Genomic DNA, 18,783 nt, shown 5'->3' on the forward strand with positions numbered 1-18,783 from the left:
GTGGCCCGCGGCGTGTGCGACCAGGATAGCGCACGCGACGCGTTGCTGATGGCCCAGGCGGTGCTCGACGGAGAGCTCTCGGCGGGGCAGGGCGACGCCGAGCTTGTGCAGCTGGTCGGCAGGCTCAGCGCGCGCTGGCCGCAGGGGGCGCGTCAGGCAGGCCTGCAGCCAGCGCGCGAGCCTGGGCGGGGTTGATCATATGAATAAAGGCCAGCTCGCCCTCAAGCTGGCGGCGGCGGGTGGGGTCGTCTTCGCCGCGGGCGCAGGCCTGGGCGTAGCGGTGGATGGCTGCGCGCAGTCGGCGTCGGCGCGCCCGCGGCGCGCCCGGGGTCTGGTTGACGACCACGCCGGTGACTTGCTGACGCTGGCCGCGGCGCTGAACGCGGGTCTTGTCGGCGGCGATCTCAAAGCCCTCGTCGGTGATGATCTGGCTGGCCAGGCGCATCAGGGAAGCGATGTGGGTGGGATCATCGCCGGAGAAACACAGGTCGTCGGCGTAGCGGGTGTAATGTAAGCCCAGGCTGCGAGCCAGGCCGCTTAAGCGACGGTCGAGGCGCGAGGCGATGGCGTTGGCCAGCATCGGGCTTGTGGGTGCGCCCTGGGGCAGGCTGCGCGAGGCGGTGGGCGTGTAGAACTGCTCTCCGTGAACGAGCACCGCCTGGCGAGGGGCTTCGGTGCATAGCAGCGCGAGCGTTGAGGCGACCTCCCAGCCGTAGCCCATCGCCAGCAGAAAGCCCCGCACTCGCCCCACATGCAGCGCACCGAAGAAGTCGCGCAGGTCGAGCGTAAGGAGAAATTCGCGCTGGAGATGAGGTCGGGCGTTGGTGGCGATGGAGCGGCCGGGCAGAAAGGCATGGGCGGCGCGGTGCACGGGAAGACGGTGGAGCACAAGGGCCAGAAGATCGCGCTGGATGGCCTTGAGCCGGGGTTTGGGGGCGAGGATCGGCCGCGGCTCCCCGCTGCGTTTGGGGATGGTAAAACGCACGTAATGAAGGTGCGGGTCGGCCAGCCGGTGGCAGGCAAAGTGATAGAGCTCCGAGGTGCTCAGCCCCAGCGCGCGCGCCACGTCGTCGTCGCAGCGCCACACCGGAAGTCCTCGCTGCCGCAGCCGTCCGCTGCGCGTGCGGCGGCGGGTCTGGGAGGGATCGGCGCTGCGCAGAGAGGCCGTGAACCGGCGATTAAACCCGGGGGAGGGGGGAACGCGCTCTTCGCAGATCGAGGCCTGCTCGGAGGTCTCCAGCGCAGGAGGCTCGGGCTGAATCCAGTCGCGCAAGCGTTGCCACAGGCTCATCGACGCTCCTCGGGCCGAATGGGCAAAGGGGGTGAGCCACCCACGAGGCGACCTGCGACGCTCTGGCTCCGCTTCTTCCACAGTGTGGGAGAACCGGCGAGGAGATCGGAAGATGGTGCCGCCGCGGCGAAACGCACGCGGCATGTTCGGCTCGCGCGCGGTGGCTCACCCCTGGGTCAAAGATGCGCACAGCCCGAGCCTCACCAACACCGCGCCGGCTCAGTCCGCGTCGCGCGCCTGAAGGATCGGCCGGTAGCCGGCGAAGACGTCCGGGTAGCGCAGCTCGATCTTCAACTCGTCGATCAGCCGCCGGTTGCTCACCCGGGCGCTGTTGGTCCAGCGCGCCACGATGTCGGGGTTTTGCACCCGCCGGGCATAGTCGTCGATGCTCACCGGCTCGGGCATGGGCAGGCCGGTGTGCTCGCAGACAAAGCTCACCAGATCGCGCACTGCGGTGGGCTGACCGTCGCTGACGTTGTAGGCGCGTGAGCCCTCGGGGGCGCGAAGCGCTGCGGCGAGCGCGGCCTGAGCGAGGTCTTCGACGTGGATGCGGTTGGTGATCTTTTTGCCCCCGTCGACCAGGGGGTAGCGCCCGCTCTCCAGGCGCCCCAGGATCGTGCGCCCGGGCCCATAGATGCCGACGATGCGCAGGGTGTAGCCATCAATGCCCTCGGCGCCGAGCACGGCGAGCTCGGAGTCTCGCCGCATCTTTCCCTGGGGGCTTGAGGGGCGAAGCTCGGCGTCTTCATCGATCCACTGCGCGTTGTAGTCGCCGTAGACCGAGGTCGAGGAGAGGTACACAAAGCGTGTGCAGCCCTGCTTTTGCGCGACCTCGATTGTCGCGAGCAGCGGGATGAGGTGCTCGGGCGGGGCCTCCTCGCTGCCCGGGGCGTAGCCCTCGGCCAGGGGGGGCACCGAGTAGATCAGCGCGGTGTCGGCGTCGAGATGCTCGCCCAGCGGGCTGGCGTCGGCGCTGGCCTGCCAGTCAAAGACCTCGGCGCCCATCGCTTCGAGCGCCTCGCGGCGTTCGGCGTTGGAGGTCGTGGCCACCACCTCAAGGCCGGCCGCGCGGGCCTGACGTGCGATCTCAAGGCCGGTGTATCCGGCACCTACCATCAGAATTCTGGAGAGGGTCATAGCTCCTCGAAATTTTTTTAAAAGGAAGGGCAAAAATGTGTTGTCAGCTCAACAAACCCGTGTTACTCAGAATGCCCGACGCGGGCGTATAACTCAGCGGGAGAGTGCTTCCCTCACACGGAAGAAGTCCCTGGTTCGAATCCAGGTACGCCCATTTAAAAAAGTTCAGTCAGAATCGCAACAAGAGGCCCCACGTTCGTGGGGTCTTTTTGCGTTTTGGGTGTTGCGTGGGCTCGCGTTGAAGTGCCTCTGCGTCAGACGCACACATGGGCTTGCCGCGACGCTTCGGGTCCGTACCCACCTTGAATCGAAATCACATCACGAGGGGACACACGGCTTTGTGACGACTTTATTAACTCTTACGGGCAGTTGCACCCCGTGGTTGGCATGACGCGTTCTGGGCGTTACTATTTGTAAAGCAACATCCACCCAGCCCCCGGAGTGACATCATGAGTTCGAGAAGCGACCTGAGAGAGCATGCCCATCAGGCCAGAGGACAGTTGTGCCAGGAGCTTCAGCGGCTCGCTGAGCGGGTGGGGGCCCAGGGTGCGGTCTTTGCGGAGGTTCGTCTCGCTGGCGAGCGCATGTGCTGGGCCCGTCCGGTGCGGTGGGGGACGCTTGTGGGCAGCCTGCCGGAGGATGGGCAGGCGTTGGACGAGGCGCTGGTCGAGGAGATCTGGCGGCCGGGCGATGAGAGCTTTCGCCGTTTTCGCACCGCCGCCGATGCCTGCGGGGGGAGCAGGGACGTGGCGCGGACGTTGATCTTTAACGAGGATCGACTGGTAGGCTGGGTGGGGTTTGTGAAGCGCTCGGGCACGTTCACCCCCTCGGAGCTCGACGCGCTCTCGCAGGAGATCGAGCGGCTGGGCGATATGGCGCGAAGTTACGGGCGAGCGACGGATGCGATGATGGAAGCGTGTGTCGGGTTGAGCCTGGTGTTCGCGTCCAGGGAGCGCGTGGCTTACCGCACCGAGCTCAAGGGGGGATGCTTTGATGAGGCCGATCTGGTGCGTTTTGGCGAGCTGTGTTTTGAGCCGCGGGAGTCGCCCGGGATGCTCAAGGGGTGGCTCTTGAGGGTACAGGAGGTGGAGGGGGATGCCGGCGCCGGGCGTCTGGTGCATGTGGAGATCGCGCCGCGGGCGGAGCGGGCTCCGGACTTTGCGCTCACCGAGATGCAGCGGCGCGTGGCGGAGTATGCGCGCTCGGGGGCGACGGTCAGCGAGATCGCGCGCACGATGGGCAGGAGCCCGCATACGATCAAGACGCACCTCAAGAGCGTGTATGAGCGCCTCGGCGTGGCCAGCCGTCTGGAGTTGGCTGCTCGTCTGGGCGGCGGGGAGCTCGTCTGAGCTTCCGGGGGGGCTTGCGCCATCGACACCACGGGGTTGGCCAACCGGCGAGTTGCCTTAAATATGGGGGGGCATCCCGGCGGCGTAGGGCCGCGCGCGGGTGGCGAGGTGTTGGATGGAGCTCAGGGCGCGCGCGGCGCGCCGGGGAGAAGTTATGGATCGATGCAGGGTCATGATGTTGGCCAGCAGCGCGCTTGTGGCGGGGGTTGTGCTGGGGGCATCCTGCGCCTCCGGGGGTAACGCCAACGCCCCGGCTCCGGCCGAACCGTCGAGCCCGGGGCAGGTTGAATCTGAGGAGGCGCGCGTGGTGGAGGTGCTCGAAGAAGAGGTCCGCTTTGAGGCGGCCCGCACCACGGTGCACGGCACGCTGACGCGTCCCCGCTTTGAGGGTGTGGCGGCCTCCGAGACGATGCGGGTGCCGGCGGTGGTGCTGGTGGCCGGCAGCGGGCCGACCGACCGCAACTGGGAGAGCCCGATCTTGCCTGGCGAGAATGGCTCGGCGCGTCTTCTGGCGCAGGCGCTCGGGGAGCAGGGCATCGCGGTGCTGCGCTACGACAAACGCGCCACCGGGCAGACGGCGTTTCCCGGCGATCTGCGCTGGGAGGATTACCTGGCGGAGATCGAAGGGGCGCTGGGGGTCTTGAGCGCGCATGAGGCCATCGACGCCGAGCGCCTCTTTGTGGCCGGGCATAGTGAGGGGGGCGCGCACGCGCTGCGCGCCCTGCAGCAGGAGGTCGACTCGCCGGCCGGAATCTTGCTCCTGGCGACGGCCGGGCGATCGCTCGCGGAGGTGATCGCCTGGCAGATCGAAAACCAGCTGCTGGCCGCCGGCATTGAAACGTCGCGGGTGCAGACGGAGGTGGCCAACCTGGAGCGCGCGCTGGCGTCGATCGCTTCCGGCCAGAAGGTGCGCGCCTCACAGGTGAGCATGTACCCCGGGGTGGTGCAGCTTGTGGCGTCGTTGCAGGCCCAGGATGCCCAGGCGTTCAGTCAGGCGATCCTGGGCTGGTCGCCGACCGAGGCGTTTGCGGAGGTGGAGGTGCCGGTGTTGATCTTGAGCGGTCGCAAGGATCTGCAGGTCGACCCGGAGCTCGATGCGCGGGCGCTGGCCGAGGCCGCTCGGAGCGCGGGGGTGGACGTGGAGCTCGTCCTGGTCGAGGACGCCGATCATGTGCTTAAGCATCAGCCCCTGGCGCGCGAGGAGCTCAACGCGCAGCACGGACTTCTCTACAACCAGGCCGGTCGTCAGCTCGATCCGCGGGTGGTCGAGGCGATCGTCGACTGGGTGCAACGCCACTGAGAGGGCGCCGCCTTAAGACAACGTGACGATCAAAAAAAAACCGCGCCCGAGAGGGGCGCGGTTTTTTTAAGGTCGGCGCATCCCGCGTGTGCGGGATGAGGTCATCACTCGACGACGATGCTCACCGAGCGTTCGATCTCGCGGACGATGCCACCGGTCTCGGTGCCGCTGAGGTGGAAGCGCAGCAGGTTCACCTCGTGGGTTCCCGCGCTCAGCTCACTGGAGGGGATGGCAAACTCTTCCTGATCGGCGGCGCGCGAGGAGCGCTCGATCTCGGTGTCGTTGAGCGAGAGGACGGCGAAGACCGTGCCGCCGATGGGCTCAAAGTCCACCGGGATATCGGCCGTGGCCGGGTAGGTCTGGCCGTCGACCGGCGCGATGATGCGGCCGTAGGGCTCGCTCTCATCGGTGTAGAGGCGCGTGGTGAGGATCGAGCCTTCAAAACTCGCGCGGTAGACCGCGGCGGTGCCGGTGGTCTCAGCGGTGTAGACGCCGCCGCCCTGGTGGGTCAGGTCGATCCAGGTGAAGTCCTCGTTGGAGCTTGCGCCCTCCTCGCCAAGTCCGATGCGTACGGTGGCGGTTGTGATGGGAAGCTCCTGATCTTCGTCGGTCTCGGTGGGACGAGCGACGAGCTCGGCGGTGAACTCGACGGGGACCTGGGCCGGGTCGACCTCTTCGTTGCCGTTGGCCACCGCGCGGTCGGGGTAGGCGCGCACGTACATCATCGTCTCGGCCCATTCAAAGTCGGCGATGGCGTCATCGTCACCGCCCGGCTCACCGGTGTCGTCGCCGGCATCTTCCTCAGGCTCACCGGTATCTTCGTCGGGCTCACCGCTGTCGCCGGCGTCGGCGTCGATCTGTCCGCTGTCGGGGGTGTCGTCTTCGGGGTCGTCGCCACCGCAGGCGGTGAGGCTGAGGCCGGCGGCCAGGCCAAGGGTGAGCAGACGAAGCATCCAGGTCGGGGAATTCATCAGAGATCTCCACAAGATAGAGGGTAGAACGCGGCCGGGTGGCCACTCAAACGCTCAGGGTCGACGTGTTGCGACGTCGACGTGGGGGCTTGGAGCCAATGCGAGCTGATGGCGCGATGATGGTGGTTTTGGCGGCGTGGTGCAACTTCTTTGGCGCGCGGGTCTAACGCGGGGGGCGCATCACCCGCAGGGGGGGGCGGGTGGACCGGCGCGAAGGGCGCAAAAAGGGAGGGCGCACTCGCTGACCGGCTGACCGGCCGCGCCCCGGCGCGCAAGGGCGCCGGGGCGGTGCGGGCGACTTAGAAGTCGACCACCTGGTGGGGGGGGATGGTACCCATGACCTCGACGAGCTCCACACGGGTGGAGATGTCCAGGCGGCGGTAGATGTGCTTGAGGTGGGTCTTGACGGTATGCGGGCTGCGGTCGAGCAGACGCGCGATCTCATCGACGGTCGCGCCGCTGGTGGCCATGCGGGCCACCTCGATCTGGGTGGGGGTGAGCACCAGCTCGGGCGCGATGCGCGGGTAATCGGCCGGGTTGAGCGTGATGAGGTAGGCGCGGGGGCTTCCCAGCGCGTGCATCGGGGTGACCTGGGCGCTCATGCCGGCGAAATAACGCGGCGTCTCTCCCGGCTGAAGGGTCAGCTTGTAGAGCTCGTCGCGGTACTCGTCGTGGAACCAGGGCTGGGCCGAGGGGCTGGCGTGGAGGATGTCGCCGTCGGGGCTCATCAGCAGGTAGATGGTCGAGCGGGTGTCGGCTTCGAGCTCGGCGCGGTGGGCGCGGATGAGCATGTCTTCGAGCGTGGCCACCAGGGGGTTGACGTGGTGAACCGCCGTGGGCGCGAAGGTACCCCGGCCGGCCAGACGCCACAGGCCAATCCAGCCGACGAAGCGGGCGCCGGAGTAGACCACCAGGCCCAGCCAGTCGGAGGCGCCGAGGCGCTTGGGCCAGTCGCCCATGCTCAGGAGTTCGCCATCGGCGCCGACGAAGTGCAGATCGCGGCGCTGGCGAGCGGTGATGAACTGGGTGCGCTCCTCGGCGGCCGGCGCGCGAATGACCGACTCGAGCAGCGAGGGCAGCGGCTCATCGCGCATCTCCATCAGCGGCTCGCGCAACTTCGGCGCGCCCACGATCAGGCTGGTGCCCAGATAGAGGTGCCCCTCGACGTCGCGGGCGTCGAAGTAGACCGCGGCGTCGGCGTCGGCGCGATCGATGAGCAGGTTAAGCGCATCCAGGCGCAGGCGATCGGCGGTGCGATCGGGGTTAATGGGGGTCGAAGAGGTGATGGAATCGCGAGACATGGTGCGGGCTCCTGGGCAGCGATGGGGGTCGTCGCGTGGGGGCGCCCAATCTACATGAGGGGACACCGTCACGCTCGGCCCCCGGGCACCGAAACAAGACATTAACACGTCAACCTAACTGATTATGTACCTCTTGACTGTACCCCAATCGGGCGGTCAGCTCCAGTTTAGGCGCCGGGGGCAGCGAGAGGTGTTTAGCTTTGGAGCACATCGAGAGTCTGTGTGGGCCGGGAGCCCGTGGCGAGCGAGCGTGGAGGCGGCGATGAGCGATCGTGTGGAGGTGCTCTTAATCGAAGATAACCCGGTGCATATGCGCCTGATCGAGAACCTGCTCAAGCGGGGGTTGGAGCTGAACTTCGAGGTGCGCATCGCCGAGCGGGTCGATCAGGGGCTGGCGCTCTTTGAAGAGAAGCCGGCCGATGTGATCCTGCTCGATTTGATGCTCCCGGACAGCGAAGGTTTCGAGACCTTTCTAAAAGTGAAGGGGCGCGTGGAGCCCACGCCGATTGTGATCCTGACCGGGCTCGATGACATGCAGCTGGCGGTGCGGGCGGTGGAGTCGGGGGCGCAGGATTATCTGGTCAAAAGTCAGCTCAATGGCGAGCTCTTAAGTCGCTCGGTGCGCTACGCGCTGGAGCGGGCGCGGGCGCGCGCCGGCGAGTGGAAGTCGCCGATGCTGCGCCTGGCGCACCAGCAGTTTTTAAAGGCCGCGCAGCTGATGAATCTCGATGATAACCTGCGGCAGAGGTTGCTTTTTCCTCAGAGATCTCAGGTGGTTACGCTTCCTTTTCGCCGCGACGACTACGGGCAGGTGGAGACGGTCTTTGGCTACCGCGTGCAGCACGTGCTCACCATGGGGCCGACCAAGGGCGGGGTGCGCTATCACCATGATGTGAACCTCGGGGAGGTGACCGCCCTGGCGATGTGGATGACCTGGAAGTGCGCCCTGATGCATCTGCCTTTTGGGGGCGCCAAGGGCGGGGTACGGGTGAGGCCGGACACCCTCTCGCGCCAAGAGCTGCAGCGGCTGACCCGGCGCTACACCTCGGAGATCATCGATGTGATCGGGCCGGATAAGGACATCCCGGCGCCGGATCTGGGGACCAACGAGCAGACGATGGCCTGGATGATGGACACCTACTCCGAGCAGGCCGGCCACGCCGTGCCGACGGTGGTCACGGGCAAGCCGGTGGTGCTGGGAGGCTCACGCGGCCGCAAGGAAGCCACCGGCCGCGGGGTGGTCTTCGTGATCGAGGAGGCCGCGCGTCAGCGAGGCTGGCGCCTCGATGAGCGGACGGCGGTGGTGCAGGGCTACGGCAACGTGGGCAGCCACGCGGCCCGATACCTCGATGAGCTGGGCGTGCGGGTGGTCGGCGTCAGCGATCATACCGGCGGGATCTTTGATTCGACGGGCGTCGATCTGGAGAAGCTCGACGCCCATGTGGCCGAGGTGGGCACTCTGGAGGGCTACGCGCAGGGCGATCGCCTCACCAACGCCGAGCTGCTCGAACTCAAGTGTGACGTGCTGGTGCCGGCGGCGGTCGAGAACCAGATCACGGCGTCCAACGCCGGGAAGTTGCAGTGCGAGCTTGTGGCCGAGGGGGCCAACGGGCCGACCAGCACCGAGGCCGATGACATCTTGACCGAGCGGGGTATCACCGTGCTCCCCGACCTTCTGGCCAACGCCGGCGGGGTGACCGTCTCGTACTTTGAGTGGGTTCAGGGCATTCAGAACACGATGTGGACGATGTCGGAGGTCAACGAGCGCTTGCGCGCGCTGCTGCAGGAAGCCTACCGCCGGGTGGTGGCGCAGTCGGAAGAGCTCAGCGTCGATCTGCGCACCGCCGCGCTCATCGCCGGCGTGGACCGGGTGGCGCGGGCCAAGTTGATGAGGGGGCTTTACCCGTGAGTTGGATGCTCGAGACGATGGCGGGTGAGCCGAGCAAGGCCACGACTCGCCCGCGGTGGCGACGGCCGGGACGCTGGCTGATGGTCCTTGTGGCAGTGGTCGGCGTGCTGGCCAGCGCCGCGGGCTGGTGGTGGCTCGCGCTTAAAGAGCGCGAGCATGTGCAGAGCCAGTTTCATCGCGACGCGCAGCTCTACGCCGACAGTGTGGAGCGCCGGTTGGTCGATAAGCGCAGGATTCTGCAGGCGGTGATCGCCTTCCATCAGGGCTCCTACGACGTGGAGCGGCGCGAGTATAACGCGTTTATGGACACCTTTTTGCGAGGCCGCCAGCAGGTGGCGTTGATGGCCTGGGCGCCGCGGGTTCCGCAGGCGGCCAGGGCCGGTCATGAGGCCCGGGGAACCCGTGAGTTGGGGCGACCTTACAGGATCCTGGAGCAGACCGGAGATGAAGAGGTGCGCGTGGCCGGAGAGCGCCCGGTTTATGCGCCGATGTTCTACTCCTGGCCCGTCCACGTGAGAGTGCCGCCGGGACTGGACTGGTTGGCGGTGCCCCGTGCGGCCGGGGCGATGCAGAAAGCGCGCGCGCAGAACGCGCCGGTGATGGCCGGGCCGCTGGATCTTGTGGGCACAGATCCGGGCTCGATCCTCTACGGACTCTTTGCGCCGATCTTCAGCGTCCCGGAGGATCGCGATGGAACGTTTGAAGGCTATGCAATCGCGGTGCTGCACGTGCAGGCGACGATCGCCGAAGCGATGCAGGTGCGCCCGCCCATCGACATTGAGTTTGAGCTGATCGATGAAGGTGCCGAGGGCGGCCCTCAGCTTGTCTATGCCTGGTCGGGAGCAACTAAGCAGCCGGTCGACCCGCCACGTCAGGCCGGGCCAGGCGATGTGATCTGGCGAGGACAGACCGCCGCCGAGCAGGGGCTGGTCTACGATCGTCGCCTCGATCTTCCCGGGCCGCGGTGGACGCTGGTCGCGCGCCCCACCGAGGCCTACGTCAGCGAGCGCACCGACCGCAGCCCGGGCGTGTTTCTTTTCAGCGGGTTGCTGGTGACGCTTCTGAGCGTGCTCTACGTGGGCACCTCCCTGGGGCGAACTGAGCGGGTGGAGCGCCTGGTCGAAGAGCGCACCGCCTCACTCCGAGAGCACCGCGAGAAGATGCGCACCATCGCCATCGAGATGGCCCGCGCGCGCCAGGAGGCCGTCGAGGCCACCCGCGCCAAGAGCAGCTTTCTGGCCAATATGAGCCACGAGATCCGCACCCCGATGAACGGCGTGATCGGCATGGCTGAGCTGCTCGCCGAGACGGATCTCAACGCCCGGCAGCGCGAGTACCTCACGCTTCTGGACCGCTCCGCGCGCGGACTTCTGGCCCTGCTCAACGACATCCTCGACTTCTCCAAGATCGAGGCGGGGCAGCTGGAGCTGGACCGCCGCGAGTTCCGACTCATCGACACCATCGCCGAGACGCTGCAGGTGCTCGCCACGCGCGCCGAGCAAAAGGGGCTGGAGCTTGTGTATTCGGCCAGCCCCGAGGTGCCCTTTGCGGTGATTGGCGATCCGGATCGTCTCCGCCAGGTGCTCATCAACCTGGTGGGCAACGCAATCAAGTTCACCGAGTCCGGACAGATCGAGGTGCGCGTAAGCTGTGAGGAGTGTGGCGATCATCAGGTCACCGTGCAGCTTGCGGTGCGCGACACCGGGGTGGGCATCCCCAAAAAGGAGCAGCAGCGCATCTTTGAAGCCTTTCAGCAGGTCGATACCTCCTCGCGCCGCGAGTACGAGGGGACCGGGCTGGGACTGAGCATCTCGACTCAGCTCGTCAACTTGATGGGGGGCCATATCGAGCTGGAGAGCGAGGAGGGGGTGGGCACCGAGGTTCGCTTTACGGTGCGGCTCGAGCTCAGCCAGGAGCATCGCGAAGAGGGCGAGGCGAAGCTGGCCGGGCGGCGGGTGCTGGTGGTCGATGATAACGCGGTCAACCGACGACTGCTACGAGCCCTTCTTGCCAACTGGAAGGTTGAAGCCGAGGTGGTCGAGGATGTGAAGACGGCTCGCAAGCGCATCGCCGGGGCTGAGCACGACTTCGACGCGCTGATCCTTGACGTGATCATGCCCCGGGAATCGGGCCTGGTGCTGGCGCGTGAGGTCTTGGAGACGTCCCAACGTCCACCGGCGTTGATTCTGGTCTCGTCGGCCGGCGCCGCCTCCGGGCCGACTGCCGAGGCCGAACTTGGCGAAGACGTCGGTCGGCTCTGCGCCAGGCTATCCAAGCCGGTCAAACCCACCGATCTCTATGAGGCCCTGGTTCGCTGCGTGGTGGAGGGGCAAAAGGCAAGCCACATCTCCGAGGCCCGAGTCGAGGCCCGCGCCGGCGAGGGGCTCTGTGTGCTGTTGGTGGAAGATAGCGAGGTCAACCAGAAGGTAGCGCGCGGCCTGCTCGCCAGGGGAAACCATCGTGTGGAGGTGGCCAACGATGGGCAGGAGGCCATTGACGCCTTTGAGCGCGATCCGCAGCGCTACGACCTGATCTTGATGGACATTCAGATGCCGCGGGTCGATGGCTTTGAAGCCACACGCCAGATCCGCGCGCTGGAGGCTGAGCTTTCCACCGAGCGAAGCGTCCCGATCGTCGCCCTGACCGCCCACGCGATGAAGGGGGACCGCGAGCGCATGCTGCGCGAGGGCATGGACGACTACCTGGCCAAACCCCTGCAACCCGAAGAGCTGATGCGCGTCATCGAGAAGTGGCGTCCCGTCGAGGGAGAGCGCCCCGATGAGGTGACACCGGATGAGACGGAAGATCGCGACGAGGTCACGATGCGCGAGACACCACGCAGAGACGGTAAGGAACGCTCCGAGCAGGCCGCTTCGTCGAAGCAGGTCCACTCCGAGCTCTGGGACCCGGAGATTGCCGCCGGCTCCACCGGCGGAGACGACGACCTTCTTCAAGAACTCGCCGAGCTCTTTGTGGAGGAGTCATCCGGCTGGTTGCGAGAGCTTCAGGCCGCGCTGGGCCAGCGCAATGCCAGGGAGGTTCGCCGGCTGGCGCATACCATCAAAGGCAGCGCCCTGGTCTTCGGGGCCCGCAAGGTCGGTCAGCTTGCCGAGCAGCTGGAGATGATGGGCAAGGATGACGCGCTGGAGCAGGCGCCGCGTCGCTATGAGCAGCTCGTGCAGGCGACCTCGGCGCTCAACGCCGCGCTCCGATCGGATCTTCTCGACGAGGCCGACACCTCCCGCGAAGAGACCTCCTCCCACAACGGCGCCGCCGCGCCGGAGGATGCCTGGTCCAACGGCGCCGCTGATGAGGCCGAGGAGGAGCCCGACGATCAGGGGGATAATCGTCACCCCGGCGTCACGCGCCATCCCCCTCGATAAGCGTCGTCGCGGTGGCCCTTGGATGTTGATTTTTGCTATGCTCTCGCCCGCAGTTGAGATGTGAAGGCGCGCCGCACCCTCCTGGTGCGGTGAGTCAGGATGTTCTCCTTGAGGATGGCGATCATGGCGCGATGGTATGTGTGGCGAGTGCTGCTGGTGGGCGCGGCGTTGGTGTGGAGTGTGGCCTGCTCCGAAGATGTGGCTCCGAGCCAGTGCACCGGCGAGGGGTGCGTAAGCTGCGATGAGGACACCCCCTGTGAGGAGGGCTCCTACTGCGACAGCGAAGGGCGCTGCCAGGAGCAGCTCTGCGTGCCGGGCGAGTCGCAATGCATCGGCGGTGACTCGGTACAGGTTTGTGACGCCGAGGGCACGGGCTTCTCCGAGACGACCACTTGCGCCAGTGGTCAATGCTACGTCGGCCGCTGCCTCTGCACCGAGGAGGCGGGCTGCGCCGATGGCGAGCGCTGCATCGGCGGGCGCTGCAGCTGCCTGAGTGCGACCTACTGCGACGGAACCTGCTGCGGCGACGATGAAGTCTGTGGCGAAGTCGACGGCGCGCCGGCCTGTGTGCCCGCCTGCGCCGGGGAGTACTGCGGCGATCGCAACGAGGTCTGCTGTGAGGGCGACAACCCGGTGTGCGGTCCCCGTGGCGAGTGCGCGCCCAGCTGCGAAGGCCAGGGCGAGCTCTGCGGCGAAAACTTTGAGATCTGCTGCCCCCAGGGCGATGTCTGCGTCTTTGGCGAGTGCCGTACCCCCGGCGCCAGCTGCGACTTCTTCTCGGAGTGTGACTTTGGCGAGTACTGCGACCCGGCCCTCGGCCGCTGCATGCCCGACGACTTCCCCGAAGATCTGGTCTGTGAGCTCGAGTACGACTTCGACGACTTTGAGCCCGACGTGCTCTGGCGCTGGGAGGGCGTTGAGGTCGGCGGGCAGCTTCATGCCAACGTCATGATGACGCCGATGGTCGCTGACGTGACCGGCGACGGCCTGCCCAACGCGGTGTTCACCGCCTATCGCCCGAACGCCACCAACTCGGCGGTGCTGGTGGTGCTCGATGGGGAGTCGGGGGAGACGATCTACACCAACAGCACCCACGGCCTGGAGTTCGGCGCGCAGATCGCGCTGGGCGACGTCGATGGCGACGGCCGCAATGAGATCGCCGTGACCGAGAGCGGTCGGGTCTCGATGGTCGATGACCTTCAGAGCTGCCCCGACCCCGCTGCCGATGAAGACGGCTGCTACCTGTGGCGCCAGTCGGAGGCGGGCATCGCCCAGGGCTCACCCTTGCTCTACGACGTCGACGGCGATGGCGCCGTGGAGGTCGTCGCGCGCCTGCGGGTGCTCGACGGCGCCACCGGCGCGGTGCTGGTCGGCCGCAGCGATGGCTACATCTACCCCACCGTCATCGATATCGACGGCGACGGCCAGCTGGAGATCCTGGGCTCGGGCTGTCTGTGGCGCCCCAACCTCGACGCCGGCACCATGGACGAGGTCTGGTGCAACACCGCGCAGCTCCCCACCGGCCAGGATATGTACTCGGCGATGGGCGACGTGGTGGGCGGCGAGCGCGCCGGGATGCCCGAGTTTGTGATCACCGGCAACGGCAACGTCTATGTGGTCGCCGCCGAGTCCGGTGAGCTTCTGCGCCAGTCGTCGCTTCCGGGTGGCGGCAACGGCGGAGGCCCGATTGTGGCCGACTTCGACGGCGACGGCTCCGGGGAGTTCGGCATCGCCGGCAGCGGCTGTTACACCGTCTTTGATACCGACTGCATCGGCTCGGTCGACGAGGACCAGCCCGGCTGCACGCGCCCCGAGATCGCGCCCTGCACCCGCGGTGAAGACTGCTTTGAGGTCGAGGCCTGCCCGACGCTTGCCTCAAGCGGTGGTACCGGCGACGGCGTGCTGTGGAGCGTCTACATCCAGGATCTCTCGTCGAGCCGTACCGGCAGCTCCGTCTTCGACTTCCAGGGCGATGGCCGCAATGAGGTCGTCTACAACGATGAGTGCCTGCTGATGGTCTTTGATGGCAGCACCGGCAGCCCGCAGTTCCGCTTCCCCAACACCAACCGCACCTCCAGCGAGTACCCGATCATCGTGGATGTGAACGGGGACAGCCGCACCAACATCGTGGTCTCCGGAAACAACGATCAGTTCAACCGCGACTGCCGCGACCCCATCAACGCTCGCCCCGACCGCTACCCGGAGTGCCACCCCGAAGGGGGTGGCGAGCGCCCGGCCTGGTGCGACGCGGGCACCGCCGGGGTGGTGGCGTTGCAGGATCCGGAAGACCGCTGGGTGCGCACCCGCTCGGTGTGGAACCATTTCGCCTATCATATTGATAACGTTGAGGATAACGGCGCAATTGTCTCGTCGCCCGAGATGCCCTGGACGACGCATAACACCTTCCGGGCCAACCGCCAGGGCGAGGTTCCGCTCAACGCGCCCGACGTGGCGGTGACCCGTGCGGTGGCCGACGCGCGGGGTTGCCCGCCGGAGATCACCTTCTCGGTGACCGTTGAAAACCTCGGCCGCAGCGCGGTGCCCTCGGGGCTGCCCGTGGCCATCTACAACGGGTCGGGCGAACGCCTGATTCAGGTTGAGACCATCGACCGCGTCATCTCTCCGGGCGGGACCGTGCAGCTTGTCTTCGGCTACGAGGTGCGGGAGGTGGAGTATAACCGCAGCCTCGACTTCCTCATCGTCGCCAACGACGACGGGACCGGGGAGGCGCCGGTGCGCGACTGCAACGCCGATAACGCCAGCGTGCTCATCGAAGACGTGGTGTGCACGATCGTGCAATAAGGTCTGTGTGTTGGAGCGTCTTTGAAAGTCGGCGCGGTCGCGCCGACGTTGCGACTACCTGTGTATGAGAGAGTGTGATGAAGTTTACGATGACCCATGCCTTCGACTGCCCCGCCGACCTGCTCTGGGATATCTTTGATGATCCCGAGTTTGACCGCCGCCTCGAAGAGGCCACCGGCGTGCGTCGCGAAGTTCTGGAGAGCGCCACCGAGGGCGCTGTGGAAACCAAGCGGTTGCGCTGCATCTCGCTCAAGGAGATGCCCGCGGTGATGTCGAAAGCCCTGGGCACCGAGAGCTTTGAGTTTGAGCAGACCAACGCCCTGGACCGTCAAAAGGGCGAGCTGGCGTGGAAGGTGAAGCCCGCGGTGCTCGCCGACCGCATTGACGCGCAGGGGGTGACCCGGGTCAGCCCGAAGGGCGAGGGCTGCGTGCGCACCATTGAGGGGGAGATCGTCATTCGCATCCCCCTGGTGGGTAAGAAGATGGAGGGCAAGCTCACCGAGAACATCAAGTCCTCCTATGAGGAGGCCGCGCGCATCGCCCGCGAGATGGTCAAGGAGCGGGGGCTGGCCAACGCCTGAATATTTTAATCAAAGTGGGGGGGAGGCGCGGCTCAGCGGGCGCGCGGCGTCGGCAGGTCCGCCAGCGCCGGGGGGGCGTGTGGCGCTACGTTGAGCGCGACGGGAATATGCGCGCTGGCGAGCTCGGCGAGCCGTTGCGTCGCATCTTCGGGCCAGGGCGCGTCGCAGGAAAGATCGGCGTCGCGCAAAAGGCGCAGCCAGGCCGAGGCCACCTCGGCGCTGCCGTAGCGATGATCGCGGCAGAGCATCACCATCAAGGTGGTGGGGAGCTCGCCACGGCTCGTGGCGCCGAGGTAGGCGGCGACCTCGGCCTGCTCCAGGAGGGTGAGCCCGTCGCAGTACGCATGGGAGCAGGGGGCCCTATCGCCAGCGTCGTATGTGGCGAGCAAAGCGTGTGTGGCGGCCAGGCCGGCCTGCTGGATGAGGAGGAGGCGCAGAAGCTCGGCCAGGCTGCGATCGAGCTCCGGTGAGCGCTGGAGCGCCTGGCTATGCGACGTCAGGGCATCGAGGTGGGAGGCAGTGAGGACGTCGCAGCCCTTGGCTGAGAGGGTTGCGGCGCGTGCCTTAAGGCGTTGCAGCGTCTCGGGTGCGTAGCCTCGGGGGGGCATCGGGGGCAGGCGAAAGGGGGAGGTGCAGCGGGCGCCGGCGGCGTTGATGGCGCGCTCGGTCCTGGCGAGCGCCTCGCGGTGGTGCAGGCTGGCGAGGAGCGGGTCGAGCTGGTCGTTGAGGTGCAGCCGGAGCTCGGCGCGCAGCGCCTCGCGCCGGGCGGCGTGACGCTTGTTTGGGGTGTCACTGAGCATCGGCAGGATGTGCTCCTGCACGGTGCGCAGCGCGCGATCGGTGTAGACAGCCGGCACGCCGACCTCTGGCGCGTAGAAGGTGGGCGGGCCGGCCAGCGCGCCCTGGTCGAGGCGGCGGCGCCACTCCACCTCCACGGGGCGACGGTTGATGTCGATGAGCTGGCGAGCCTCGATGACGAAGGTCTGCGGCGCGTAGCTGTGATGGCCGTGATGTTCGCGGGTCTGATGGACCAGGCGGGTGGGGAGGTTCAGTTCGGCCTGGCGGAGATTCCAGCGATGGGCGAAGTCGCGCAGCCGGGCGTCGTCATCGCCGTGGAGGTGGGAATCGTCGAAGTGGGCCACGGCGCTCTGAAGGAGCGCTCGGAGCTCGGGGTCGAGGCCCTCGGAGGCGGTGTCTCGGAGCGCGGCGATGCGCGGATCCTGCGACGGACGGTCGCTCTGCGCGATGGCGTCGAAGAGGTCCGGGAGGGCGTGTGTGTGCAGGGTGATGGCCTGCGCCACAGCCTCATCGCCCTCCAGGTGGAGGTTCCTGGCGGGAGGAGGTGACACGACGGGTGTCGGGTCGCGCTCACAGGCGCTCAGGGCGATGAGCATCCCGAGCAGCAGGCCTGCGATACGTGTGCGAGGTTGTGATCGGGCGCGGTGCATGCGATGTCGAGCAGGTGAAAGATGCCAGTAGAGCCAGCAGGCCAGACGTGATCAGGAGTGTGCCCATGAGCGCCGATCAAAGAAAGCAAAACCCCAACCTCTTTCGCGCGCTGGAGATCGGCGCGATCTTGCTGAGCTTCGGCGTGCTCTATGTGGGGATGACCGTGGCCAGCGGGCTGGAGTCGGTCGCCGCCGAGTGGGGCGCCAAGGCTCTGGCGGTCGCGGTGTTGGCAGGGCTTTTGACCGCGGTGCGACGCGCCCGCCAGCGCGATGCACAGCTCGGAGTGGGGCGCCCTGCGTTGGATGGCGAGTCCACAAACGACGCCGCCGACGCCTCAGATGCCGAGCCGCGCGCCTAGCTCCTCGGCCAGCGGGGCGCTGGCCTCGTCGGTGAGAAACGCGATCTCGCGAGCCGACGCGATCATTGAGCCGCGTGACGCCGCCGCCCGAAGAAGGGGATGATCGAAGATCGCCTGAGAGGTTGCGTCTTCTTCCGGCTGGTAGCGGCGCAGGAGCGCCAGCCCCACCGCGTCGACGGCCAGCGGATCGAGGCCGGCCACAAAGACGCCGCAGCGCTCGCCAGAGGTCGCCGCGTCGAGGACGTCGATGGCGTCCAGGAGGATCAGATCCGGGGTGCGCGCCTCGACCAGCTCCAGCTGGCGGGGGATCGGGTCGCCGCATGCGGCGAGCTCCTCGTCCAGGTTATGATCGGAGCCGGGGATGCGGCTTCCCAGGAGTCCGCGCGCGCCGTGAAGTGCCATGCGCAGATGCGGCGCCTCGGCGTCGGAGAGCGCGGTGGTCAGCTGCACGTACACGTCGGCGTCCATCACCTGGCGGGGAAGCGCAAAGCCCATCTCCCAGGCCGAATGCTCGGGGTGCACGAGCCGCCACTGGTGCGAGGGGAGCTCGTCGAGCGCCAGCAGGTCAAAGCCGAGCTCCCGGGCCATGGTCGGCAGCTGTTTGGCCCGAAAGAGCGCGGCGGTGGGGTGTAGCGAGTGACGGGTCGCGACCACAAGATCGCGGCACTCCCGGGAGCGCGCGTGGCGTGCCAGCGTGGCCAGGATATGCGTGTGAGTGGAGTAAGGCGCGGGCGCGGCGCTGTGCAACGTGGGCTGCACAAAGACGCGTTTTTCTCGCAGCGTGATGTCGAGCAGCGCCAGCGCTTTTTCGGTGGCGTGCCGACGGTCGGTAGCAGCGATCAGCGCCACCGGCGTGCGTGGGAGGCTCGCGCCCTCAACGCTCGCGCCCACCCGCAGCGGCAGGCGGCGGCTCGCCGCGGGGGCGGACGCTGCGCACCCCACCCAGGCGCCG

Annotated in this window: 14 protein-coding genes and 1 tRNA gene; 9 read left to right on the plus strand and 6 right to left on the minus strand. The window is 67.2% G+C overall.

The genetic code is table 11. From position 1 onward, the window contains the following. Positions 1 to 195, plus strand: a 195-nt coding sequence (locus FRC96_RS22400) for a hypothetical protein (RefSeq protein ID WP_230470386.1), incomplete at its 5' end; no start/stop codon positions are given. Here the strand turns inward: FRC96_RS22400 and FRC96_RS17235 are convergent. Continuing rightward, positions 125 to 1,291: a reverse transcriptase family protein gene (locus FRC96_RS17235; RefSeq protein ID WP_230470387.1), complete on the minus strand. Its 1,167-nt coding sequence runs from the start codon at positions 1,289 to 1,291 to the stop codon at positions 125 to 127. The two genes, FRC96_RS22400 and FRC96_RS17235, sit on opposite strands and share 71 nt — an antisense overlap. A 219-nt stretch (positions 1,292 to 1,510) precedes the next feature. Then, positions 1,511 to 2,428: an NAD-dependent epimerase/dehydratase family protein gene (locus FRC96_RS17240; RefSeq protein WP_146976278.1), complete on the minus strand. Its 918-nt coding sequence runs from the start codon at positions 2,426 to 2,428 to the stop codon at positions 1,511 to 1,513. Between the two features lie 82 nt (positions 2,429 to 2,510). Between FRC96_RS17240 and FRC96_RS17245 the strand changes: the two genes are divergently transcribed. From FRC96_RS17245 to FRC96_RS17255, 3 genes are all read left to right on the plus strand, one after another. Then, a tRNA-Val gene (locus FRC96_RS17245) sits at positions 2,511 to 2,582 on the plus strand. A 295-nt stretch (positions 2,583 to 2,877) separates the two neighbouring features. Further along, positions 2,878 to 3,777 carry a helix-turn-helix transcriptional regulator gene (locus tag FRC96_RS17250; protein ID WP_146976280.1) on the plus strand — a complete coding sequence of 300 codons (900 nt, stop codon included), beginning with the start codon at positions 2,878 to 2,880 and terminating at the stop codon, positions 3,775 to 3,777. Between the two features lie 154 nt (positions 3,778 to 3,931). Beyond that, a complete protein-coding gene (locus FRC96_RS17255) occupies positions 3,932 to 5,077 on the plus strand; it encodes an alpha/beta hydrolase family protein (protein ID WP_230470388.1) in 1,146 nt (381 codons plus the stop codon). Positions 5,078 to 5,181: 104 nt separating this feature from the next. Here FRC96_RS17255 and FRC96_RS17260 read toward each other — a convergent pair whose 3' ends face one another. Beyond that, positions 5,182 to 6,048 carry a hypothetical protein gene (locus FRC96_RS17260; protein WP_146976283.1) on the minus strand — a complete coding sequence of 289 codons (867 nt, stop codon included), beginning with the start codon at positions 6,046 to 6,048 and terminating at the stop codon, positions 5,182 to 5,184. Positions 6,049 to 6,347: 299 nt separating this feature from the next. Further along, positions 6,348 to 7,349: a helix-turn-helix domain-containing protein gene (locus FRC96_RS22405; RefSeq protein WP_230470389.1), complete on the minus strand. Its 1,002-nt coding sequence runs from the start codon at positions 7,347 to 7,349 to the stop codon at positions 6,348 to 6,350. Positions 7,350 to 7,611: 262 nt separating this feature from the next. Here FRC96_RS22405 and FRC96_RS17270 point away from each other — a divergent pair, with 262 nt between their 5' ends. The 4 genes from FRC96_RS17270 (at position 7,612) to FRC96_RS17285 (ending at position 16,024) form a co-directional block, all read left to right on the plus strand. Next, positions 7,612 to 9,258, plus strand: coding sequence for a Glu/Leu/Phe/Val dehydrogenase dimerization domain-containing protein (locus FRC96_RS17270; protein WP_146976285.1), 1,647 nt, complete (start codon positions 7,612 to 7,614; stop codon positions 9,256 to 9,258). A 5-nt stretch (positions 9,259 to 9,263) separates the two neighbouring features. Further along, a complete protein-coding gene (locus tag FRC96_RS17275) occupies positions 9,264 to 12,641 on the plus strand; it encodes a response regulator (protein WP_230470390.1) in 3,378 nt (1,125 codons plus the stop codon). Between the two features lie 123 nt (positions 12,642 to 12,764). Beyond that, entirely contained in the window at positions 12,765 to 15,443 is a 2,679-nt protein-coding gene (locus FRC96_RS17280; protein ID WP_146976288.1) for a VCBS repeat-containing protein, read from the plus strand. A 77-nt stretch (positions 15,444 to 15,520) separates the two neighbouring features. Next, the gene (locus FRC96_RS17285; RefSeq protein WP_146976290.1) at positions 15,521 to 16,024 is read left to right on the plus strand and encodes a DUF2505 family protein; all 504 of its coding nucleotides are present in this window, start codon (positions 15,521 to 15,523) and stop codon (positions 16,022 to 16,024) included. A gap of 32 nt (positions 16,025 to 16,056) precedes the next feature. Here FRC96_RS17285 and FRC96_RS17290 read toward each other — a convergent pair whose 3' ends face one another. Further along, positions 16,057 to 17,472, minus strand: coding sequence for a hypothetical protein (locus FRC96_RS17290; RefSeq protein ID WP_146976292.1), 1,416 nt, complete (start codon positions 17,470 to 17,472; stop codon positions 16,057 to 16,059). Positions 17,473 to 17,537: 65 nt separating this feature from the next. Between FRC96_RS17290 and FRC96_RS17295 the strand changes: the two genes are divergently transcribed. Then, positions 17,538 to 17,831, plus strand: coding sequence for a hypothetical protein (locus FRC96_RS17295; RefSeq protein WP_146976293.1), 294 nt, complete (start codon positions 17,538 to 17,540; stop codon positions 17,829 to 17,831). Here the strand turns inward: FRC96_RS17295 and FRC96_RS17300 are convergent. Continuing rightward, positions 17,808 to 18,783, minus strand: a 976-nt coding sequence (locus FRC96_RS17300; RefSeq protein ID WP_146976295.1) for a DUF362 domain-containing protein, incomplete at its 5' end; no start/stop codon positions are given. The genes FRC96_RS17295 and FRC96_RS17300 overlap by 24 nt on opposite strands.

It is taken from the genome of Lujinxingia vulgaris, assembly GCF_007997005.1.
In the GTDB taxonomy this organism is placed as follows: Bacteria; Myxococcota_A; Bradymonadia; order Bradymonadales; family Bradymonadaceae; genus Lujinxingia.